Below are 20,519 nucleotides of genomic sequence, written 5' to 3' on the forward strand. Positions count from 1 at the left end.
CCGCAACGGTCCGGGGCGCCGGCGCGTTCGTCCTCCGAGGACTCAGCCCTCGGTGACGCCCAGCTTCTCCAGGATCAGCTCCTTGACGCGGGCCGCGTCGGCCTGGCCGCGGGTGGCCTTCATGACCGCGCCGACCAGCGCGCCGGCCGCCGCGACCTTGCCGCCGCGGATCTTGTCCGCGACGCCCGGGTTGCCGGCGATCGCCTCGTCCACGGCCGCGCCCAGCGCGCCCTCGTCGGAGACGACCTTCAGGCCGCGCCTGTCCACGACCTCGTCCGGCGTGCCCTCGCCGGCCAGCACGCCCTCGATCACCTGGCGGGCCAGCTTGTCGTTGAGCTCGCCCTTGGCGACCAGCTCGGACACCCGCGCCACCTGGGCCGGGGTGATCGCCAGCCGGTCGGGCGCGACGCCCGCCTCGTTGGCGCTGCGGGCCAGTTCGCCCATCCACCACTTGCGGGCGGACGTGGCGTCCGCGCCGGCCTCGATCGTCTGGACGATCAGCTCCAGCGCGCCGGCGTTGAGGATGGCCTGCATGTCGGTGCCCGACACGCCCCACTCCTCGCGCAGCCGGTTGCGGCGGGCCAGCGGCAGCTCCGGCAGCGAGGCGCGGATCTCCTCGACCCACTCGCGGGACGGGGCGACCGGGACCAGGTCCGGCTCCGGGAAGTAGCGGTAGTCCTCCGCCTCCTCCTTCACGCGGCCCGAGGTCGTGGACCCGGTGTCCTCGTGGAAGTGGCGGGTCTCCTGCACGATGGTGCCGCCGGAGGACAGCACCGCCGCGTGGCGCTGGATCTCGAAGCGGGCGGCCCGCTCCACCGAGCGCAGCGAGTTGACGTTCTTGGTCTCGCTGCGGGTGCCGAACCTCTCGGCGCCCTTCGGCATCAGCGACAGGTTGACGTCGCAGCGCATCTGGCCCTGCTCCATGCGGGCCTCGGACACGCCGAGGGCACGGATGAGCTCGCGCAGCTCGCGCACGTAGGCCCGCGCCACCTCGGGCGCGCGCTCGCCGGCGCCGGTGATCGGCTTGGTGACGATCTCGATCAGCGGGATGCCGGCGCGGTTGTAGTCCAGCAGCGAGTGCGAGGCGCCGTGGATGCGGCCGGTGGCACCGCCGACGTGCAGCGACTTGCCGGTGTCCTCCTCCATGTGGGCGCGCTCGATCTCGACGCGGAAGGTCTCCCCGTCCTCCAGCTGCACGTCGAGGTAGCCGTTGAAGGCGATCGGCTCGTCGTACTGGGAGGTCTGGAAGTTCTTCGGCATGTCCGGATAGAAGTAATTCTTCCGGGCGAAGCGGCACCACTCGGCGATCTCGCAGTTCAGTGCGAGACCGATCCTGATCGCCGACTCCACGCCGGTCGCGTTGACGACCGGGAGGGCGCCGGGCATGCCGAGGCAGGTGGGGCAGGTCTGGGTGTTCGGCTCGGCGCCCAGCGCGGTCGAACAGCCGCAGAACATCTTGGTGTTGGTGCCGAGTTCGACATGGACCTCGAGGCCCATGACGGGGTCGTAGGACGCCAGGGCGTCCTCGTACGACACCAGGTCGATCGTGGTGGTCACGGTGAAACTTCCCTCTCAGCCCAGCAGGACGTCGTCGTCGCCCAGCTGCTTCAGGTCGCGCAGCAGGAGGGCGATGCCGGTGACGATGGCGACGCCGGAGACGGCGGCGTCCAGCAGCCGCAGCGTGTCGCTCTCGGTGCGGGCCTTGCGGATCTGCTTGACGACCGTCACCGCGCCGAAGGCGGTGGTGGCGATGGACAGGTACGTCCCGGTGCGGGACTGCTTGAAGCCCTTGGCCTTCTTCAGCGAGTTCACAGCGACGGAGCCTCCTCGATGAGCGGGTGTCCCCACTTTTCCACGAAGGCCGCCTCGACCGCTGCTCCGACCGTGTAGAGACGGTCGTCCTTCATCGCCGGGGCGATGATCTGCAGACCGACCGGGAGGTTGTCCTCCGGGGCGAGACCGCAGGGCAGGGACATGGCCGAGTTGCCCGCGAGGTTGGTCGGGATGGTGCACAGGTCGGCCAGGTACATCGCCATCGGGTCGTCGGCGCGCTCGCCGATCGGGAAGGCGGTGGTCGGCGTGGTCGGCGACACGATGACGTCGACCTGCTCGAAGGCCTTCTCGAAGTCCCGGGTGATCAGCGTGCGGACCTTCTGCGCGCTGCCGTAGTAGGCGTCGTAGTAGCCGGAGCTGAGCGCGTAGGTGCCGAGCATGATGCGGCGCTTGACCTCGTCGCCGAAGCCGGCCTCACGGGTGAGCGAGGTCACCGACTCGGCCGACGCCGTGCCGTCGTCGCCGACGCGCAGGCCGTAGCGCAGGCCGTCGAAGCGGGCCAGGTTCGACGAGCACTCGGAGGGCGCGATCAGGTAGTACGCGGAGAGCGCCAGGTCGAAGGACGGGCAGTCCAGCTCGACGATCTCGGCGCCGAGCTCCTTGAGCAGCTCGACCGACTCCTCGAACCGCTGCACCACGCCGGCCTGGTAGCCCTCGCCGCGGAACTGCTTGACCACGCCGACGCGCATGCCGGCCACCGAGCCGTTGCGGGCGGCCTCGACGACGGGCGGGACCGGGGCGTCGATGGAGGTGGAGTCCATCGGGTCGTGGCCCGCGATCACCTCGTGCAGCAGGGCCGCGTCGAGGACGGTGCGGGCGCAGGGGCCGCCCTGGTCCAGGGAGGAGGAGAACGCCACCATGCCGTAGCGGGAGACCGCGCCGTAGGTCGGCTTGACGCCGACCGTGCCGGTGACGGCGGCCGGCTGGCGGATGGAACCGCCGGTGTCGGTGCCGATGGCCAGCGGCGCCATGTACGCGGCGAGCGCGGCGGAGGAACCGCCGCCGGAGCCGCCAGGGATCCTGGTGAGGTCCCACGGGTTGCCGGTCGGGCCGTAGGCGCTGTTCTCGGTGGAGGAGCCCATCGCGAACTCGTCCATGTTGGTCTTGCCGAGGATGACGACGTCGGCCGCCTTCAGGCGCTTGACCAGCGTGGCGTCGTACGGCGGGATCCAGCCCTCGAGGATCTTGGAGCCGACCGTGGTCGGGACGCCCTCGGTGGTGAAGATGTCCTTCAGGGCGAGCGGGACGCCGGCCAGCGGGCCGAGCTCCTCGCCGCGCTCGCGCTTGGCGTCGACCTCGCGCGCCTGCGCGAGCGCGCCCTCGCGGTCGATGTGCAGGAAGGCGTGGACCTTCTCGTCGACGGCCTCGATGCGGGCGAGGTGGGCCTCGGCCACCTCGACGGCCGTGAGCTCGCCGGAGGCGATCCGCTCGGCGGTCTCGGCCGCGGTGAGCTTGATGATCTCGGTCATGACTACTGCTCCTCACCCAGGATCTGCGGCACCTTGAAACGCTGCTGCTCCTGGGCAGGGGCGCCGGAGAGCGCCTGCTCCGGGGTGAGCGAGGGACGGACCTCGTCCGCCCGCATGACGTTGGTCAGCGGGAGCGGGTGGGAGGTCGGGGGCACGTCTTGGTCGGCGACCTCGCTGACGCGGGCGACCGCGCCGATGATGTCGTCGAGCTGGCCTGCGAAGTGGTCGAGCTCTTCGGGCTTCAGCTCCAGACGCGCCAGCCGGGCGAGGTGGGCGACCTCCTCGCGCGTGATGCCAGGCATGCAGCGATCCTCTGGGGGTTGGAGTTCTGTGGTGTGGAACCCAATCCTATGGCTCGCGGCCGGCTCACCACGCACCGGTTTCCCCCGGGCCCCCTTTCGGGTTCCGCCGGGCGGGGCCCGCCCCCGCCCGCCCCCTTCCCCCGCCCGGGCCCCGGGCGCCGCGGAACCGGCCGTCACGCGCCGCGGGACGGGCCCGCCTCCCGCGCGTGCCGTCCCGCGGGCCCCGCCTCCCGCGCGTGCCGTCCCGCGGGCGCGGGGGCCGGCCGCCCGGAGGACGGGGCACCCGCGGGACGGCGGCCGCTCCGGGGCGGCGCCGTTCAGCCCCGCCCGGGGTCGAGGGCGGCCGGTGCGCGCCGTGCGCCCCGGGTCCGCAGCCACGCCGTGGTCTCGTCCGCCGGCATCGCCGCGGAGACCAGCCAGCCCTGGACGGCGTCGCAGCCGAGGTCGCGCAGGCGTTCCCAGGTCTCGTCGTCCTCGACGCCCTCGGCGACGACCAGCAGGCCCAGCGAGTGGGCCAGGTCGAGCGTGCAGCGGACGATCTCCGCGTCCTGCGGGTCCACGGCGAGGCGCGCCACGAAGGAGCGGTCGATCTTCAGCTCGCTCACCGGGAGCCTGCGCAGGTGGACCAGCGAGGAGTAGCCGGTGCCGAAGTCGTCCAGGGACATCTTCACGCCGTGGCCGCTGAGCGCGGCCAGCGTGTCGGCGGCCCGCTGCGGGTCCTCTAGCAGCACGTGCTCGGTGATCTCCAGCTGGAGAGATCCGGTCGGGACGCCGTGCCGGGCCAGGCGCGCGGCCACGGAGCCGGCGAACCCGGGGGTGTGGACGTCGCGCGGCGAGACGTTGACCGCGACCGGCACCATCAGGCCCTGCGCGCGCCACCTGGCGACCTGGGCGAGGGCGGTCTCCAGCACGTACTCGGTGAGGTGGGGCATCAGCCCGGAGGACTCGGCGATGGCGATGAACTCGTCCGGCGGCACCTTGCCCCGCTCGGGGTGCACCCACCGCACCAGCGCCTCCAGCCCCGCGACCTGCCCGTCGAAGCGCACCTTGGGCTGGTAGTGCAGCTGGACCTCGTGGGCGTCGAGCGCCCTGCGCAGGTCGCCCAGGAGGCCGAGCCGGTCGGGGGTGTTGGAGTCCCGCTTGGACTCGTACGCCTCGACCCCGGTCCGGTCCCGCTTGGCCTGGTACATGGCGACGTCGGCCCGCCGCAGCAGCCCTTCGGCGTCCGGCGCGTGGTCGGGGTAGAGGGCGACGCCCGCGCTGGCCTCCAGCACCAGGGTCAGTCCGTCCAGGTCGAGCGGGGAGCCCAGTTCGGCCACCAGGGCGCGCGCCACCCGGGTCGCGGAGGTGGTGGAGTCGGTCAGCGGCAGCAGGACCGCGAACTCGTCGCCGCCGAGCCGGGCGGCCTCCGCGCCCTCGGGCAGGACGCGCCGCAGCCGGTCGGCTATCTGCACCAGCAGCCGGTCGCCCGCGAGGTGGCCGAGGGTGTCGTTCACGGAGCGGAAGCGGTCCAGGTCGATCAGGACCAGGCCGGTCCGGGCGTCCTGCCGCTCGGCGTCGTCCAGGGCGCTCCAGGCGCGCTCCAGCAGCCACTGGCGGTTGGGCAGGCCGGTGAGCGGGTCCCGGAGCTGCTCCTCGGCGCGGGCCCGGGCGATCCACAGGGTGCGGTCGAGGGCGATCAGCGGGATGGCGAAGAGCGGCAGCAGCATCGGCTGGACCGAGGCGACCACGCACATCAGCGGGGCGATGCCGAGCAGCGCGGCGGCGAGCAGTCCTTGCCGGGTGACGTCGGTGCGGGTGAAGGCCGGCAGGCTGTCGCTGCCGGGCGCCTGCAGGTACCAGAGCAGGACGCGGGTGACGGTGAGGTAGGCGATCGCCACCACCGCGATCTGGGGGGCGACGGATCCGGTCCAGAACTGCGCCGGCCACGGCGTCTCGACGGAGGGGAACCGGCCGAACAGGGCGAGCAGCAGCGCCCCGACGGCGATGCCGAGGATGTCGACGGCGCCGTACAGCAGGTTCTGGCGCCTGCTGCGCCGCCGGGCGGCGCCGGAGAACACCACGACGGTGAGGCTGACCAGGCCGGCCGGCACCCAGCCGTAGAGCAGCAGGACGGCGAGGGTGAGGGCGGCGCCGGAGCCGGTGCCGCCCCACCAGCGGGTCCGGCCGAGCAGCACCAGGTGCCCCACGATCACCCCGGTGAGCAGGGCCAGGGACCAGCCGACGGTACCGGGCGGGAAGAGCGCGTGCGGTCCGGACAGGGCCCGGTAGAAGCCGGCGCCCAGGACGAATCCGGCGGCGGCGACGACCACCACGGGCAGCACCGGCCAGGTGAGCATCTGCCGGTCGCCGTCCTCTCCCCCGTCGGCGCGCGGCGAGGGGACGGGCAGGGCGAGGAGGCCGGCCGGGCGGGCCGCGGGGTCCGCGGCGGCGCGTTTCCACGGGAGCGGGACGGATTCCGGCCCGCGTCCGGAGGCCGGCCGGCCGGGGAGGTGGAAGCCGGTGTCGTGGAAGCCGACGTCGTGGAAGCTGGGGTACCCGGGCACGTCGGGACGGCGGGCGGGGACGAGCCGGGAGAACGACCGTCGCAGGGCGCCGGACAGGCGTGCGCGCAGCCGGGGCCCCGACGCGGCGTTCTCGGTCGGTTCCATACCCCGTCCCTCTCACGGCCGGCGGTGCCCGCGCCGCGCGGCCGATGCGCCAACCTCGTGGCCGCGCGTGTCCGTGACATCTGCTCCGCGGCGGTTCCCGCAGCGGGGGCGTGCCCCGACGCCGGTGAGCGGTCGGTGCAACACCCCAACAGTAGGCGGCCGACGGCCTTCTGGGCAGCGGCCACCCGCGGTTACCCGCATACGCCCCGGCCCGACCGGAAGGCCCGCTTCGTCCGCGAAGGCCGGGTCCTGCGGGCGGGTGCTCCGCGCGGGTGACCGGGGCGGGGCCGGTGCCGCCGCCGGCCCGTGCCCCCGCCCGGCCCGCTATCCGACCTGCTCCTCGTCCGCGTCGGCGCCTCCGGCGGCTCCTTCGGCGGGCAGGGCGGCCTCCAGGGCGGCGTCCGGGCCCCGTTCCAGCAGGACGCCGAGACCGTCCTCGTCGAGCACCGGGACCTTGAGCTGCATCGCCTTGTCGTACTTGGAGCCGGGGTTGTCGCCGACCACCACGAACGACGTCTTCCTCGACACCGACCCCGTCACCTTGGCGCCCCGGCCCACCAGGGCCTCCTTGGCCCCGTCCCGGGTGTACCCGGTGAGCGTCCCGGTGACCACGACGGTCAGGCCCTCCAGCGGGCGCGGGCCCTCGTCCCCGCCGGTGGCCTCGTCCTCCGTGCGGACGCCGGCCGCGCGCCACTTGCGGAGGATCTCCTGGTGCCAGTCCTCGGCGAACCACTCCTTGAGCGAGGCGGCGATGATCGGGCCGACGCCCTCGGTGGCGGCCAGCTCCTCCTCGGTGGCGGCCTCGATGCGCTCCATCGAGCGGAACTCGCGGGCCAGCGCCTCGGCGGCGACCGGTCCGACGTGGCGGATGGAGAGGCTGGTGAGGATCCGGGCCAGCGGGCGGTCCTTGGCGGCGGCGATGTTCTCCAGCATGGCGAGAGCGTTCTTGCGCGGCTCGCCCTGCTGGTTGGCGAAGGGGGTGGCGATCTTGTCCTCGCCGGTCTTCGGATCCCGCTTGGGCAGTCCGCTGTCCTTGTCCAGGACGTACGCCTTGATGGGCAGCAGCTGCTCGATGGTGAGGTCGAAGAGGTCCCCCTCGTCGCGCAGCGGCGGCTCGGAGGGTTCCAGCGGCTGGGTGAGCGCGGTGGCGGACACGTAGCCGAAGTGCTCGATGTCGAGCGCCTTGCGGCCGCCCAGGTAGAAGAGGCGCTCCCTCAACTGGGCCGGGCAGCTGCGGGCGTTGGGACACCGCAGGTCGATGTCCCCCTCCTTCATGGGCCGCAGCGCCGTGCCGCACTCGGGGCACTCGGCGGGCATCACGAACTCCCGCTCGCTGCCGTCCCGCAGGTCGGCGACCGGGCCGAGGATCTCCGGGATGACGTCGCCGGCCTTGCGCAGCACCACCGTGTCGCCGATGAGGACGCCCTTGGCCTTGACGACCTCCTGGTTGTGCAGGGTGGCGAACTCGACCTCGGAGCCGGCCACGGTGACCGGTTCGACCTGCGCGTACGGCGTCACCCGGCCGGTGCGGCCGACGCCCACGCGGATGTTGACGAGTTTGGTGTTGACCTCTTCGGGCGCGTACTTCCAGGCGATCGCCCAGCGCGGCGCGCGGGAGGTGGAGCCGAGGCGGCCCTGGAGCGGGATCTCGTCCAGCTTGACGACCACGCCGTCGATCTCGTGCTCCACGGAGTGGCGGTGCTCGCCGAAGTGGGCGATGAAGTCGCGCACCCCCTGGAGGTCGTCGACCACCCGGTTGTGCCGGGCGGTGGGCAGGCCCCAGGAGCGCAGCAGGCCGTAGGCCTCGGAGAGCCGGGCCATCCCGCCTCCCCGGTAGCCCTCCAGCGCTCCGATGCCGTGCACCACCATGTGCAGCGGGCGGGTGGCGGTGACCCTGGGGTCCTTCTGGCGCAGCGAACCGGCGGCGGCGTTGCGCGGGTTGGCGAAGGGCTTGTCGCCGGCCGCGACCAGGCGGGCGTTGAGCTCCTCGAACTTCTCCATCGGGAAGTAGACCTCGCCGCGGATCTCCACCAGGTCGGGGACGTCGTCCCCGTGCAGCCGGTGGGGGATCTCGGCGATGGTCCGCACGTTGGGCGTGATGTCCTCACCGGTGCGGCCGTCGCCGCGGGTGGCGGCGCGGGTGAGGCGGCCGTGCTCGTAGGTGAGGTTGACGGCGAGGCCGTCGACCTTGAGCTCGCAGAGGAAGTGGTGCGCGGAGGCGCCGATCTCCTTGGCGACGCGCTCCGCCCAGGCGGCCAGCTCCCCGTCGTCGAAGGCGTTGTCCAGGGAGAGCATCCGCTCGCGGTGCCGGACCGCGGTGAACTCCGTCTCGTACGCCCCGGCGACCTTCTGGGTCGGCGAGTCGGGCGTGCGCAGCTCGGGGTGCTCCTCCTCCATCGCCTCGAGGTCGCGCAGCAGCCTGTCGAAGTCCGCGTCGCTGATGACGGGAGCGTCCTTCACGTAGTAGCGGAAGCGGTGCTCCTCGATCTGCTCGGCCAGCTGCGCGTGCCGGTCCCGCGCCTCGCTGGGCACCGTGCTGTCCGCCGCGCTTCCCGCCGTGTTCGCCTGCTCGTCGCCGGCCACTGTCGGTCCTCCCGTCACTCAGGGTTGTCCGCGAGCGATGTCGCGGCCCGGACGCACTGTGCGAGTGCCTTGCGCGCGTACCCCGGGGTGGCCCCCGCGAGTCCGCACGCCGGCGTGATCGTGACCGCCTCCGGGAGGAGACCCGGGTGCAGCCCCAGCCTGCGCCAGAGCGTCCTGACCCCCATGACGCTACCGGCAGGGTCGGACAACGGGGCGTCGGTGCCCGGCACGACTCCGGCGAAGAGCCGCAGGCCGTCCTCGACGGCCTCGCCGATCACCTCGTCGTCACGCTCGGTGAGGAGGGAGAAGTCGAACGACACGGCGGCGACGCCGGAGCGGCGCAGCAGGGCGAAGGGGACGTCGGGCGCGCAGGAGTGGACGACCACCGGACCGTCGTGGACCCCGATCGCCTCGCGCAGGCCCGCCTCCACGACCTGCCGGTCGACGGCACGGTGGGTGCGGTAGCCGCTGGCGGTCCGCACCTGGCCGCGGAGCACGGCGGTGAGGGAGGGCTCGTCGAGCTGGAGCACGATCTCGGCGCCGGGGACGCGGCGGCCCAGCTCGGCGAGGTGGTCGCGCAGCCCCTCGGCGAGGGAGCCGGTCAGGTCGCGGGAGGCGCCGGGGTCGGAGAGGACGGCCTCGCCGTTCCGCAGCTCCAGCGCGGCGGCGAGCGTCCACGGGCCGACGGCCTGCACCTTCAACTGGCCCTGGTAGCCCTGGGTGTGCTCCTCGAGGGCGTCGAGGTCCTGCCGCAGCCAGGAGTGGGCGCGGCGGGTGTCGCGGCCGGGGCGGTCGCCGAGGCGCCAGCCGCTGGGCTCGACCCGGGCGTACATCTCGACCAGGAGCCCGGCGGTGCGGCCGATCATGTCCGCGCCGGGTCCCCGGGCGGGGAGCTCGGGGAGGAAGGCGAACGTCTCGAACGACCCGACGGCGGTCCTCGCGGCCTCCTGGGCGTCCTCGCCGGGGAGGGAGCCGATCCCGGTGGCGGCTCCGAAGTTGAACCTGCGCTTTTCGCTCACCCCGGAAGCGTACGGAAGCGGCCGGGGCCGCGGCGGCAGGGGGCCGCCGCGGCGCGCACCCGCACGGCGCGGCGACGCCGGCGTGCCGCCGGCCTCCGGGCGGCCGGACGTCAGCCGAGCGCGCTCTTCGCCCGCCACTCGGCCCACGGCACGTTCCAGGCGCCGAAGCCGTTGCCCGGTGCGACGACGCCCTTGGTGTCCTTGCCCTTGATCTCGAACGGGTCGCCCGGGCGGACCTGGTCGTAGAACCAGGCGGCGTCCGCGTCGCTCATGCCGATGCATCCCGAACTCCTGTTGGCCCTGCCGAACCACCTGTCGTTCCACGGCGCGGCGTGGGCGTACATGCCGGACCAGGTCAGCCGCATCGACTTGTCGACCATCTTGTCGTAGGCGCCGCCGAGCCCGACCGTCTCGGAGTTCATGTTGATCGTGCCCTCCTTCGCCATCAGCACCGCCGTGCCGCGCCAGGAGCGCTTGTCGCCTCCCGGGGTGCCGCCGGAGACCGGGATCGTGCGGACCGCCTTCCCGTTCCGCTCCAGGGTGAGCCGCTTCCTGTCGAGGTCGACCTTGACGACCTGGTCCGCCCCGACGGTGAAGCGGGTGGTGTAGTCGCGGACGAACCAGCCGCCCTCGCCGGAGTCGGTGCCGTTCAGCTCGGCCTCGAGGGTGACCTCCGTGCCGGGCTTCCAGTACCGCCTGGGGCGCCAGTCGATCCGGTCGCGGCCGGAGTGGTCCTCCAGCCAGGCCCAGGAGCCCTCGGTGCCGTTCGAGGTGGTGAGCTTCAACTGCCGCTCGACGGCGGCCTTGTCGGTGACCGGGTGGTCGAAGACGAGGGAGACCGGCTGGGCGATGCCGACGGTGGTGTTCGCGCCGGGCCGCCAGTCCACCTTGTTGACCTTGTCGGCCCCGGCCGTGGTGAACACGGACGTGGCGGTGCTCCTCGTGCCGCCCTTCGTCGTGGTCGCGGCGGTGACCGTGTACGAGGTGCCGGGGACCGCCTTGCGCTCCGAGGCCCACCTCGTGCCGCCGGCGGTGACCTCGCCGGCGAGTTCGCGGCCCTCGCCGTCGGTCACCCTGACCGAGGTGAGCGTGCCGCCCGCAGCGGTGACCCGCACCGTGCCACCGGCCCGTACGCCGTCGCCCTCCGGCGTCACCGTCACCGTCGCGGGGCGGTCCTGCGCGGCCCGGGTGCCGCCCCTGGCGTCCTCCGCCGCACCGCTCGGCCCTGCTCCGGCGGAGCAGGCGGCGAGTGGCGCCAGCAGCACCGCCACCGCCGCGGTGCGCACACGTATCTGGCTCAACGGAGCCTCCGTCCATGGTGGTTCGGGTGGGATACGGCGACTGTAGGGCCGAGGACACGCAGGTGAGCGGTGGTGCGGGCCGTGTGACGGCGACTGCGGAGCAATGGTCATGGTCCGGTCACATTCGCCGCGCGGAGCGGTCACGGACGGCTGTGAGCATCCTCCGCATCCCCACAGAGAGGCTCACACCGTGTCAGCGATGCTCGTGACGGCCGGCCGCGGCCGGGAAACACCGCTGGGGCCCGTCAGCGCCGAGACCTACCGTTCGTTCCTCTCCTCGGAGGCGGGCTCGGAACTGGGTGCCGGGTTCCTGCAGTGCCCTTCCTGGGCGCAGGTCAAGGAAGGCTGGGGTGCCCGGACGGTCGGCTGGGGACCCGATCCGGCGGCCGGCCGGCTCTCCGGGGTCGCTCTCGTCCTTCTGCGCCAACTGCCGGGAACCCGCAAGTACTTCGCCTACCTGCCGGAAGGTCCGGTCGCCGACTGGGCCGACCCCGGCATCGACGGCTGGCTCGGCCCGCTGCTGAGGCACCTGCGCGCGTCGGGGGTGTTCGCCGTGCGGATCGGCCCCTCGCCCGCGTACCGCCGCTGGAGCGCGGCGCGCCTGAAGTCGGCGACCGGACCGGGCCGCAGGCTCTCCGACGTGCTCGCCAGCGAGGTGGACCCGCTGGGCGCCGCCGTCGCCGAGCGGCTGCGGGCCCGCGGCTGGAGCCGGTGCGGCGGTGAGGACGACGGGGACGCGCAGCCGCGCCACGTCTTCCGCATACCGCTCACCGGGCGCACGCCGGACGACCTGTGGTCCGGACTCAGCCAGGAGTGGCGGCGCAACGTCCGCCGGGCGCAGAGGTCGGGCGTCGAGGTGGTCGTCGGCACCGCGGCCGACCTGCCGGAGTTCTACCGGCTGCTGCGCGTCACCGAGGAGCGCGACGGGTTCCGCCTCGGGCGGTCCCTGCGGTACTACGAACGGCAGTACGCGGCCCTCAACGCCGAGGAGCCGGGCCGCATGCGGCTCTACCTGGCCCGGCACGAGGGCGAGGTCCTCGCCGCCCACACCATGATCCGCGTCGGCCGCCGGGTCTGGTACCAGACCGGTGCCTCCGCCGACCACCGCCGCGAGGTCCGGCCCTCCAACCTGCTGCAGTGGCGCATGCTGCTCGACGCCCACGCCCTCGGCGCCGACGTGTACGACATGCGCGGGGTACCCTCCACCCTCGACCCCGGTGACCGTCCGTACGGGCTGTTGCGCTGGAAGCTCGGCACCGGTGGCGAGGTCGTCGAGACCCTGGGGGAATGGGAGAGACCGATGGACGGTACGGCCAACCACGCGCTGTACCGCGCGTTCCAGACCTATCTGGCGCGCCGGTGAGCGCCACCGCCGAGGCCGGGCCGAGGACGAAACCGCCGTCCGCGCTGCGCAGCGGCGCGATCATGGCCGCCGGGTCGGTCGTCTCCCGCGCCACCGGGTTCCTGCGGTCCGCGGTCGTCGCCTCGGCGCTCGGCCTCGGGATCGTCGCCGACGGCTACGCGGTGGCCAACTCGGTCCCGACCATCGTCTACGTCCTGCTGCTCGGCGGGGCGCTCAACGCCGTCTTCGTGCCGGAGCTGGTCAGGGCCGCGAAGGACCACGCGGACGGGGGCGCGGCCTACACCGACCGGCTGCTCACGGCGTGCGTCCTGGCGCTGCTCGTGCTGACGGGGGCGGCGGTGTGGGCGGCGCCGGCGATCGTCGGGTTCTACTCGGACTACCCGCCGCAGCAGCACGGCATGACGGTGGCGTTCGCCCGGTACTGCCTGCCCCAGATCTTCTTCCTCGGCCTGTTCACGCTGCTGGGGCAGGTGCTCAACGCGCGGGGCCGCTTCGGGGCGATGATGTGGACGCCGGTCCTGAACAACGTCGTCGTCGTCGCGGTGTTCGGCCTCTACCTGGTGACCGGCGCGGGCGGGACGCTCACCGCGGGGGAAAGGGCACTGCTCGGGTGGGGCACCACGGCCGGCATCGTCGTCCAGGCGCTCGCGCTGCTGCCGTCGCTGCGGGCCGCCGGTTTCCGCTACCGGCCCCGGTTCGACTGGCGCGGCAGCGGTCTGACCCGTCCGCTGCGCTCCGCGGGCTGGCTGGTGCTGCTGGTGCTCAGCAACCAGGCCGCCTACTGGGTCACCACCAGGCTCGCGACGTCCGCCGGTGCCCGCGCCGCCGCCGAGCACGTCGAGGGCGCGGGGTTCAGCGCCTACAACAACGCCTACACGCTGTGGATGGTGCCGCACGGCATCGTCACGGTCTCCCTGATGACGGCGCTGATGCCGCGGATGAGCCGGTCGGCGGCCGACGGCGACACGGCGGCGGTCCGCCGGGACGCGGGTCACGCGCTGCGCACGAGCGGAGCCGCCGTCGTGCCCGCCGCGTGCGCGCTGTTCGCCCTGGCGCACCCGGTGACGACGCTGGTCTTCCGGCACGGCAGGACCGGTCCGGAGGACATCGCCGTGCTCGCGGGCATCCTGATGGCCTTCGCCCCCGGACTGATCGCCTTCTCCGGCCAGTACGTGCTGTCCCGCTCCTTCTACGCCCTGTCCGACACCCGCACCCCCTTCCTGCTGAACCTGGTGGTCGCCGGCCTCAACGCGGGCCTGGCGTGGACGGCGTACCAGCTGCTTCCGGCGCGCTGGGCCGTGACCGGCATGGCGGGTGCCTACTCGCTGGCGCTGTTCACCGGCTGGGCCGTCACCGCCCTGGTGCTGCACCGCCGGCTGACGCCTCGTGAGGACCCCGCGGACCCGCCGGGCGCCCGACGGCGCGGCCCCCGGCCGTGGCGTTCCGCCACCGTCGCCTCCCAGGCCGGGCTGCTCGTCGCGGCCGTGCCCGCCACCCTGTTCGGCCTCGGCGCCGCCCGCTGGTCGCTCCCCGCCGGGCCGGCCGTCGCCGCCGGAGCCGGCGCACTGGTGATCGCCGCCGTCTTCGCCGTGCTCGCCCGCCCCCTGCGCCTCGCCGAGGTCGACGCCCTCGTCACCGGCGCGGCCGCCCGGCTCCGCCGCCGCTCGTGAGGTCCCCCGGAACCGTGAACCTTCCCGAACGAACCCGCCCGTCTCCGACCCCCAGGGATACCCCGACCATGCCCCGCGTGCTCCTGATCGAAGACGACCCCTCCGTGCGCGAGGGCGTCGAGCTGGGACTGCGCCGCCGCGGCCACGAGGTCCGCACGGCCGCCACCGGAGAGGCCGGCCTGGCCGCGCTCCGCGAGTTCCGGCCCGACCTGCTCCTGCTGGACCTGATGCTGCCCGGCATGAACGGGGTCCAGGTCTGCCGCCGGGTACGGGAGGACAGCCAGCTGCCCATCATCATGCTCACCGCCCGCGGCGACGACTTCGACGTCGTCGTCGGCCTCGAGGCCGGCGCCGACGACTACATCGTCAAACCGGCCCGCACCGAGGTGATCGAGGCGCGCATCCGGGCCGTGCTGCGCAGGCTGGAGGCCCCGGGCGGCGGCCGGCCCGCCGTCGAGTTCCACGGGGACCTCGCCGTCGACCGCGCCGGCCTCACCGTCGCCAAGTCCGGTGAACGCCTCGCCCTGGCCCCCTCCGAGATGAAGCTGCTGCTCCACCTGACCGCGGCGCCGGGGCAGGTGTTCAGCCGGCAGCAGCTGCTCGAGCACGTGTGGGAGCACAGCTACCACGGCGACGCCCGCCTCGTCGACGCCTGCGTCCGCAGGCTGCGCAACAAGATCGAGGACACCCCCGGCAGCCCCCGCTACATACAGACCCTGCGGGGCTTCGGCTACCGTTTCGGACCCCTGTGACCGCCGCCCGCACGCGCCCGCGCCGGATCTCCCCCTTCGGGCTGCGCACACGACTCGTCCTGGCGTTCCTGCTGGTCGCCGCCGTCAGCGCGGGGACGACCGCGGCCCTCACCTACCGCGAGGCACGCAACGCCGTCCTCGTCAGCGCCCAGGACACCGCGGTCGCCTCCTTCCGCGAACAGGTGGGGACGCTCGCGCCCTCGCTGCCCGTCGAGCCGGAGATACTGCGCGAACTGCTGTACGCCATCGCGAGCAAGGCGAAGCCGCACCCGTGGATCGTCTTCGCCGAGTACGGCTCGCTGCGGATCTCCTCGGGCACCAGTCCCACCTCCTCCGTCATCACGCCCGGCCTGCGCCGCACCGCCCTGACGACGTCGCACAGCAGCTTCGAGAGGGTGGTGAAGGACGGCGTCCCCTACCTCACGATCGCGGTGCCCGTCCTGACGAGGACCGGCGCGGGCGACAGCATGCCGACCGGGCTGGTCCTCTTCGCCGTGATGCGGATGAGCGCCGAGCAGGCCGGCGTCGACGCCCTGCTCACCGCCGCCCGCGACGGCGCCCTGCCCGGCCTCGCCATCGCCCTCGTGCCCGCGCTGATCGCCGCGCGCAGCGTGCTGCGCCCGGTCCGCGAGCTGCGCGGGGCCGCCCGCTCCATGGGCAGCGGCCGGCTCGACGCGCGGATCAAGGTCACCGGGAGGGACGAACTGGCGGACCTGGCCCGCACGTTCAACGAGTCGGCGGCGGAGCTGGAGAGGTCGGTCGACGAACTGCAGCAGGCCGAGGCCCGCGCCCGCCGGTTCGCCTCCGACGTCTCGCACGAACTGCGCACCCCGCTCGCCGGGATGCTCGCCGTCACCGAGGTCCTCGACGAGGACGCGGACGGCCTCGACCCGGACACGGCCCGGGCCGTACGGCTGATCAGCGCGGAGACCGGCAAGCTGGCGGTGCTGGTGGAGGACCTGATGGAGATCTCCCGCTTCGACGCCCGCGCGGCCGAGCTGAACACCGACGAGGTCGACGCCGCGGAGACGATCCGCAAGACCCTCCTGCACCGGCACTGGAACGACCGCGTCCGCACCGAGCTGCCCGACGGGATCCGGGTCCGTCTGGACCCGCGCCGGTTCGACGTCGTCGTCGCCAACCTCGTCGGCAACGCCCTGCGGCACGGCTCCGAGCCGGTCACCGTGCGCCTGGGCACCCGGACGGCCGCCGACGGGACGGACGTGCTGGTCACCGAGGTCGCCGACAGCGGGCCCGGCATACGGCCGGACGTGCTGCCGCACATCTTCGACCGGTTCTACAAGGCCGACGCGGCCCGTACCCGGTCGGCGGGCAGCGGCCTCGGTCTCGCGATCACGCAGGAGAACGTCCGGCTGCACGGCGGCACCGTGCGTGCCGCGAACGGACCGGGCGGCGGTGCCGTCCTCACGGTCGAGATCCCGCTCGGCGGGCCCGTCGGCACGGACGGATCCGGCACGGACGACGACGCGCACGGATCCGGCACGGACGCGGCGACGGCGCGAACGGGCCGCGCGCCCGGCGCCACGGACACGAAGGGAACCACGGCATGAGGGCGCGCCTGCGTGCGGCCGCCGCGCTCGCGGCACTGCTCCCGCTCACCGCGTGCGGCATCCAGGAGACGGACGTCATCGAGGCGGGCGGTGGCGCGACGATCGACGTGCTTCCCGCCCGTCAGGTCGGGATGATCCTGTTCTTCCTCTCCCCGGACGGTCTGCTGATGCCGTCGTCCCGGAGCGCCGACTACGAGGGGGCCGACGGCGGACAGCAGTGGCCCGACGGCACCGGGGCCGCCGCGCCCTCCGTCGAGGAGACGGTCTCCGCGCTGCTGGGCGGGCCGGTCCCGCCGGAGAGGAGCGCGGGGATGGACAACGATCCGTCGCTGCCCGGTCCGGGGACCCGGGTGGAGGTCACGGTGTCCGACGGCAGTCTGGAACTCCACCTGGCGGCGCCTCTCGACGGGCTCAGCGAACGCGCCGAACGGCAGCTCGTCTGCACGGCGGCGTACGCGGAGCGCGCCGCGGGCAGCGCGCCGGTGGCGCTGCGGGGGACGGACGGGACACGTGCTCCCGCCCGGTGCGGGCCCGCCGGCCCGGCGGGGACGGCGTCCGCCGGCGCGGGCCGGGCCGCGGTGACCGAGGCGCGGGAGCACCGGGCGCACGGTGGAGCGGCACGGGCGGCGGCCCGCGGGGGCGGCGGTCAGTGGCCGGGGCGGACGGCGGTCAGTGGCCGGGGCGGACGGTGAGGTCGTTGACCTCGGCGTCGCGGGGGAGGTCGAGGGCCATCAGGAGGGCGGTGGCCACCGACTCGGGGTCGATCCAGCGGGCCTCGTCGTACTCCTTGCCCTCCTGCTGGTGGACCTTGGCCTGCATGGGGGTGGCGGTGCGGCCGGGGTAGACGGAGGTGACCCGGATCCCGTTGCCGTGCTCCTCCTGCCGCAGTGAGTCGGCCAGCGCCTTCAGGCCGTGCTTGGAGGCCGCGTACGCCGCCCAGTTCGGCGAGGCGTTGAGTCCGGCGCCGGAGTTGACGAAGACGACGTGTCCCCTGGCCACCCGCAGCTGCGGCAGGAAGTGCCGGGTCAGTTCGGCGGGGGCGACCAGGTTGACGTTCAGCTGGTGGCGCCACGCCTTGGGGGTCAGCTCCCCCACCGGGCCGAGGTCGACCACGCCGGCGATGTGCAGCAGCGAGTCGACGCGCTCGGGCAGCGTCTGGTGGGAGAAGGCCCAGGACAGCCTGTCCGGGTCGTTCAGGTCGCCGACCAGCGTCCGCGCCCCGGGGAAACGGGCCGCGAGTTCCTTGGCGCGGCCCGCGTCGCGGGCGTGCAGGACGAGTTCGTCACCGCGCTCCAGGAGCCTGCGGGCGACGGCGGCGCCGATGCCGGAGCCGGCGCCGGTGATCACATGAGTTGCCATGCGCCTCATGGTCGCATCAGGCGAGGCCGAAGCTCTCCTCCAGGTAGGCCATGGCCCCCAGCGGCTCCTCCGCGAAGAAGATCATCTCGGTGAGCGGCCGGAACAGGAAGCCCTCGGCCTCCATCCGCAGGAACTGCTGGTGCAGCCCGTCGTAGAACCCGGCGGTGTTGAGCAGCACGATCGGCATCTCGGTGTGCCCGTGCTTCTTGAGCTCCATGATCTCGGTGGCCTCGTCCAGCGTGCCGGTGCCGCCCACCATGATCACCACGGCGTCGGCGCGCTCCAGCATCAGCCGCTTGCGCTCGCCCAGGTCCTTGGCGACGACCATGGTGTCGAGGCCGGGCCGGGCCTTCGCCGACAGGAAGTCCACCGAGACGCCGTACAGGCCTCCGCCGGACGCCTCCACGCCGTCCGCGACCACCTTCATCAGCCCGGAGTCGGACCCGCCCCACACGAGGGTGTGCCCGCCCCGGCCGATGAGCTCGGCGAACTCCCGGGCGGGCCGGGTGTACTTCTCGTCGAGGTCGGCGGCCGAGAGGAAGACGCAGATGTTCATGCCGCTCACCGTACTCGGTCGTCCGGGGCCGCCGCGGTGGTCCCCCGGCCGGCCGGCCGGACCGCCGCGGGGTCGGTCCCGCCGTCCCGCCCGGTGGTGCCCGCGGTCGGTTCCTCCGGCCCCGGCATCAGGGCGATCGAGGTGGACTTCCCCGCGCCGTTGCGGCCCGGCAGGGCGACCCGCTCCCCCGCGGCGAACTCCAGGTCGAGCCCGTCCACCGCCCGGACGGCGCCGTGCTCCTTGACGGCCCCCTGAACGCCACAACCGGCGTCCGCCCCCGCGTAGTCGTCATGGCCCGCACTCCAGGGGCGATCCCCGCGGGCCGCCCGGGGACACCGGAACCGGAGGAGTGGCCCCACGCCCTCCCCCGGCCTTCGGGACGGCTTCCCGGCCTTGCCCACGGGCCGGGGAGAGCTGATCATCTCGGTGGGACCCCGGAGGGGGCCCGTCCCCCGGCCCGGAAGGAACTCCACCATGACGTCCCCCACCTCGGCGTCCACCGCCCCCGCCACCGTCGCGGTGCTCGGACCGGGCGGCGTCGGCGGGCTGCTCGCCGCCCTGCTGTCCCGGGCGGGACACCGGGTGGTCTGCCTGGCCCGCGAGGAGACCGCGGCGGTGCTGCGGGAGCGGGGCGTCACCGTCCGCAGCGCGGCGTTCGGGAACTTCACGGCCGCGGTGGAGGCGGACACCGGGCTGCGCGAACCGGTCGGCCTGTGCGTCGTGGCCGTCAAGCAGACGTCGCTGGAGGCCGCGCTGGAGCGGTTGCCGCAGGGGGCGGTGGGACCGGACACGGTGGTGGTGCCGCTGCTCAACGGTGTGGAGCACGTCGAGGCGCTGCGCGGCCGCTACGGCGCCGGGCGGGTGGCCGCGGGGGTGATCCGGGTCGAGGCGACCCGGGTCGCGCCGGGTGTCGTGGAGCACGGCAGCCCGTTCTGCGAGGTCGACCTGGCCGGGCTCCCCGAGCCGGTGCTCGGCCCGGTGGCGGAGCTGTTGTCCTCCGCGGGGGTGCGGACGCGGATCGCCTCCTCCGAGGCCGCGGCGCTGTGGTCGAAGCTGGCCTTCCTCGCCCCGTTCGCGCTGCTCACCACCCGGTACGGGACCGACGCGGAGGGGGTGCGCACCGTGCACCGGGAGGAGCTGGTGGCGCTCACCGAGGAGATCGCCGCGGTGGCCGCCGCCTGCGGGGCGCCGCTGGACCCGGCGAGGAGCCTCGCGATGTACGACGCCTGCCCGCCCGGGATGCTGTCCTCCATGCGGCGGGACGCCGAGGCGGGCAGGGCGCTGGAGCTGGACGCCGTCGGGGGCGCCGTCCTGCGGGCCGCCGGGCGCGAGGGGGTGGCCGCGCCGGTCACGGCGCGGCTGGTGGAGGAGGTCGCGCAGCGGTACGGCACGGGGGCGTGATCCCGGACCCGGCCGCGGGGTTCCGTGTGGCCGACCGCACACGCTCCGCGCCCTGTTGCCAGGTCTAGCATCGCCCCACGGGGCCGGCGAGCGACCGTGTCCCGGAACTGGGGGACGACGTGCGCTATTCCGACGGACCTTCCACCGAGCGCGAGGTCATCGTCGCGGCGGAACCCGCCCGGGTGTGGGCCGTGATCAGCGACGTGGAGGAACTGGCCAAGGGCAGCCCGGAGTTGATGCGCACCGAGTGGCTCGACGGGGCGACCGGTCCGAGCCTCGGCGCGCGGTACCTGGGCCACAACGAACACCCGTTGGCGGGCAAGGGCCGCACCCTGGCCCACATCACGGAGTTCGAGCCCGAGCGTCGGCTCACCTGGGCCGTCCTGGACGTGGACGGCCGTTTCGGCGACCCGGCCGAGGCGCTGGAGCGGCGGATGGCCACCTGGTCGTTCAGTCTCACGCCGATCGAGGGCGGCACCCTGCTCCGTCAGTCGGCGGTGCTCGGCCCGGGCCCCTCGGGGCTCACCGCGGTGATCGCCAGGATGCCGGACAAGGAGGAGTCCGTGATCGCGTACCGCCTCCGCGAGCTGGGCGAGGGCATGGACGCGACGTTGGGGGCGGTCAAGGAGACCGCGGAGAAGGCGGGGTGAGCGGTGCGGCGGGGAGGCCGGCGCCTCCCCGCCGCACCG

At 74.0% G+C, this 20,519-nt stretch carries 18 protein-coding genes; 7 read left to right on the forward strand and 11 right to left on the reverse strand.

Annotated elements, in window-relative coordinates:
- Window positions 1-42 precede the first annotated feature (42 nt).
- From gatB to A2U95_RS05485, 8 genes are all read right to left on the reverse strand, one after another.
- Complete coding sequence (gene gatB / locus A2U95_RS05450) at window positions 43-1,557, reverse strand: Asp-tRNA(Asn)/Glu-tRNA(Gln) amidotransferase subunit GatB (RefSeq protein ID WP_166021081.1); 1,515 nt, start codon at window positions 1,555-1,557, stop codon at window positions 43-45.
- Window positions 1,558-1,572: 15 nt separating this feature from the next.
- On the reverse strand, window positions 1,573-1,812 hold the full coding sequence (locus tag A2U95_RS05455) for a hypothetical protein (protein ID WP_166021082.1): 240 nt from the start codon (window positions 1,810-1,812) through the stop codon (window positions 1,573-1,575).
- Window positions 1,809-3,302: an Asp-tRNA(Asn)/Glu-tRNA(Gln) amidotransferase subunit GatA gene (gene gatA, locus A2U95_RS05460; protein WP_166021083.1), complete on the reverse strand. Its 1,494-nt coding sequence runs from the start codon at window positions 3,300-3,302 to the stop codon at window positions 1,809-1,811. The genes A2U95_RS05455 and gatA overlap by 4 nt, the downstream gene beginning before the upstream one ends.
- Before the next feature lie 2 nt (window positions 3,303-3,304).
- Window positions 3,305-3,604 carry an Asp-tRNA(Asn)/Glu-tRNA(Gln) amidotransferase subunit GatC gene (gatC, locus tag A2U95_RS05465; protein ID WP_108954271.1) on the reverse strand — a complete coding sequence of 100 codons (300 nt, stop codon included), beginning with the start codon at window positions 3,602-3,604 and terminating at the stop codon, window positions 3,305-3,307.
- 317 nt (window positions 3,605-3,921) lie between these two features.
- Window positions 3,922-6,255: a putative bifunctional diguanylate cyclase/phosphodiesterase gene (locus A2U95_RS05470; RefSeq protein WP_166021084.1), complete on the reverse strand. Its 2,334-nt coding sequence runs from the start codon at window positions 6,253-6,255 to the stop codon at window positions 3,922-3,924.
- 324 nt (window positions 6,256-6,579) lie between these two features.
- Complete coding sequence (gene ligA / locus A2U95_RS05475; RefSeq protein WP_166021085.1) at window positions 6,580-8,838, reverse strand: NAD-dependent DNA ligase LigA; 2,259 nt, start codon at window positions 8,836-8,838, stop codon at window positions 6,580-6,582.
- A 14-nt stretch (window positions 8,839-8,852) separates the two neighbouring features.
- Complete coding sequence (locus tag A2U95_RS05480) at window positions 8,853-9,857, reverse strand: methionine synthase (RefSeq protein ID WP_166021086.1); 1,005 nt, start codon at window positions 9,855-9,857, stop codon at window positions 8,853-8,855.
- A 110-nt stretch (window positions 9,858-9,967) separates the two neighbouring features.
- Entirely contained in the window at window positions 9,968-11,158 is a 1,191-nt protein-coding gene (locus tag A2U95_RS05485) for a L,D-transpeptidase (protein WP_240957208.1), read from the reverse strand.
- 190 nt (window positions 11,159-11,348) lie between these two features.
- Here A2U95_RS05485 and A2U95_RS05490 point away from each other — a divergent pair, with 190 nt between their 5' ends.
- From A2U95_RS05490 to A2U95_RS05510, 5 genes are all read left to right on the forward strand, one after another.
- Window positions 11,349-12,521, forward strand: a complete 1,173-nt coding sequence (locus A2U95_RS05490; protein ID WP_420856964.1) for a lipid II:glycine glycyltransferase FemX — start codon at window positions 11,349-11,351, stop codon at window positions 12,519-12,521.
- Window positions 12,522-12,583: 62 nt separating this feature from the next.
- Window positions 12,584-14,191, forward strand: coding sequence for a murein biosynthesis integral membrane protein MurJ (gene murJ, locus A2U95_RS05495; RefSeq protein WP_240957424.1), 1,608 nt, complete (start codon window positions 12,584-12,586; stop codon window positions 14,189-14,191).
- 68 nt (window positions 14,192-14,259) lie between these two features.
- Window positions 14,260-14,943, forward strand: coding sequence for a response regulator transcription factor (locus A2U95_RS05500; RefSeq protein WP_166021089.1), 684 nt, complete (start codon window positions 14,260-14,262; stop codon window positions 14,941-14,943).
- Complete coding sequence (locus tag A2U95_RS05505; protein ID WP_166021090.1) at window positions 14,940-16,514, forward strand: sensor histidine kinase; 1,575 nt, start codon at window positions 14,940-14,942, stop codon at window positions 16,512-16,514. The genes A2U95_RS05500 and A2U95_RS05505 overlap by 4 nt, the downstream gene beginning before the upstream one ends.
- Window positions 16,511-17,206 carry a hypothetical protein gene (locus A2U95_RS05510; RefSeq protein ID WP_166021091.1) on the forward strand — a complete coding sequence of 232 codons (696 nt, stop codon included), beginning with the start codon at window positions 16,511-16,513 and terminating at the stop codon, window positions 17,204-17,206. The genes A2U95_RS05505 and A2U95_RS05510 overlap by 4 nt, the downstream gene beginning before the upstream one ends.
- On the opposite strand, the gene A2U95_RS05515 is transcribed toward A2U95_RS05510, so the two are convergent.
- From A2U95_RS05515 to A2U95_RS33725, 3 genes are read right to left on the reverse strand one after another with little or no spacing between them, the layout of a single operon-like run.
- On the reverse strand, window positions 17,184-17,882 hold the full coding sequence (locus A2U95_RS05515; protein WP_166021092.1) for an SDR family oxidoreductase: 699 nt from the start codon (window positions 17,880-17,882) through the stop codon (window positions 17,184-17,186). The genes A2U95_RS05510 and A2U95_RS05515 overlap by 23 nt on opposite strands.
- Before the next feature lie 7 nt (window positions 17,883-17,889).
- Entirely contained in the window at window positions 17,890-18,429 is a 540-nt protein-coding gene (locus tag A2U95_RS05520) for an LOG family protein (RefSeq protein ID WP_166021093.1), read from the reverse strand.
- A 5-nt stretch (window positions 18,430-18,434) separates the two neighbouring features.
- On the reverse strand, window positions 18,435-18,647 hold the full coding sequence (locus tag A2U95_RS33725) for an ATP-binding cassette domain-containing protein (protein ID WP_420856965.1): 213 nt from the start codon (window positions 18,645-18,647) through the stop codon (window positions 18,435-18,437).
- Between the two features lie 256 nt (window positions 18,648-18,903).
- Between A2U95_RS33725 and A2U95_RS05530 the strand changes: the two genes are divergently transcribed.
- Together A2U95_RS05530 and A2U95_RS05535 are read left to right on the forward strand one after the other, a co-directional pair.
- A complete protein-coding gene (locus tag A2U95_RS05530) occupies window positions 18,904-19,830 on the forward strand; it encodes a ketopantoate reductase family protein (RefSeq protein ID WP_166021095.1) in 927 nt (308 codons plus the stop codon).
- Between the two features lie 119 nt (window positions 19,831-19,949).
- Window positions 19,950-20,480 (forward strand): SRPBCC family protein, encoded by a 531-nt coding sequence (locus A2U95_RS05535; RefSeq protein WP_166021096.1) that lies wholly within the window; start codon window positions 19,950-19,952, stop codon window positions 20,478-20,480.
- Window positions 20,481-20,519 lie beyond the last annotated feature (39 nt).

Source organism: Streptomyces chilikensis (assembly GCF_001642695.1).
Lineage (GTDB): Bacteria > Actinomycetota > Actinomycetes > Streptomycetales > Streptomycetaceae > Streptomyces > Streptomyces chilikensis.

What these genes read in the sequence shown, in the direction of transcription:
- A2U95_RS05515 (WP_166021092.1), bottom strand. Translation starts at nt 17,882, where the DNA reads ATGAGGCGCATGGCAACTCATGTGATCACCGGCGCCGGCTCCGGCATC.
- murJ (WP_240957424.1), top strand. Translation starts at nt 12,584, where the DNA reads ATGGCCGCCGGGTCGGTCGTCTCCCGCGCCACCGGGTTCCTGCGGTCC.
- gatA (WP_166021083.1), bottom strand. Translation starts at nt 3,302, where the DNA reads ATGACCGAGATCATCAAGCTCACCGCGGCCGAGACCGCCGAGCGGATC.
- A2U95_RS05510 (WP_166021091.1), top strand. Translation starts at nt 16,511, where the DNA reads ATGAGGGCGCGCCTGCGTGCGGCCGCCGCGCTCGCGGCACTGCTCCCG.
- gatC (WP_108954271.1), bottom strand. Translation starts at nt 3,604, where the DNA reads ATGCCTGGCATCACGCGCGAGGAGGTCGCCCACCTCGCCCGGCTGGCG.
- A2U95_RS05500 (WP_166021089.1), top strand. Translation starts at nt 14,260, where the DNA reads ATGCCCCGCGTGCTCCTGATCGAAGACGACCCCTCCGTGCGCGAGGGC.
- A2U95_RS05520 (WP_166021093.1), bottom strand. Translation starts at nt 18,429, where the DNA reads ATGAACATCTGCGTCTTCCTCTCGGCCGCCGACCTCGACGAGAAGTAC.
- A2U95_RS05470 (WP_166021084.1), bottom strand. Translation starts at nt 6,255, where the DNA reads ATGGAACCGACCGAGAACGCCGCGTCGGGGCCCCGGCTGCGCGCACGC.
- A2U95_RS05530 (WP_166021095.1), top strand. Translation starts at nt 18,904, where the DNA reads ATGACGTCCCCCACCTCGGCGTCCACCGCCCCCGCCACCGTCGCGGTG.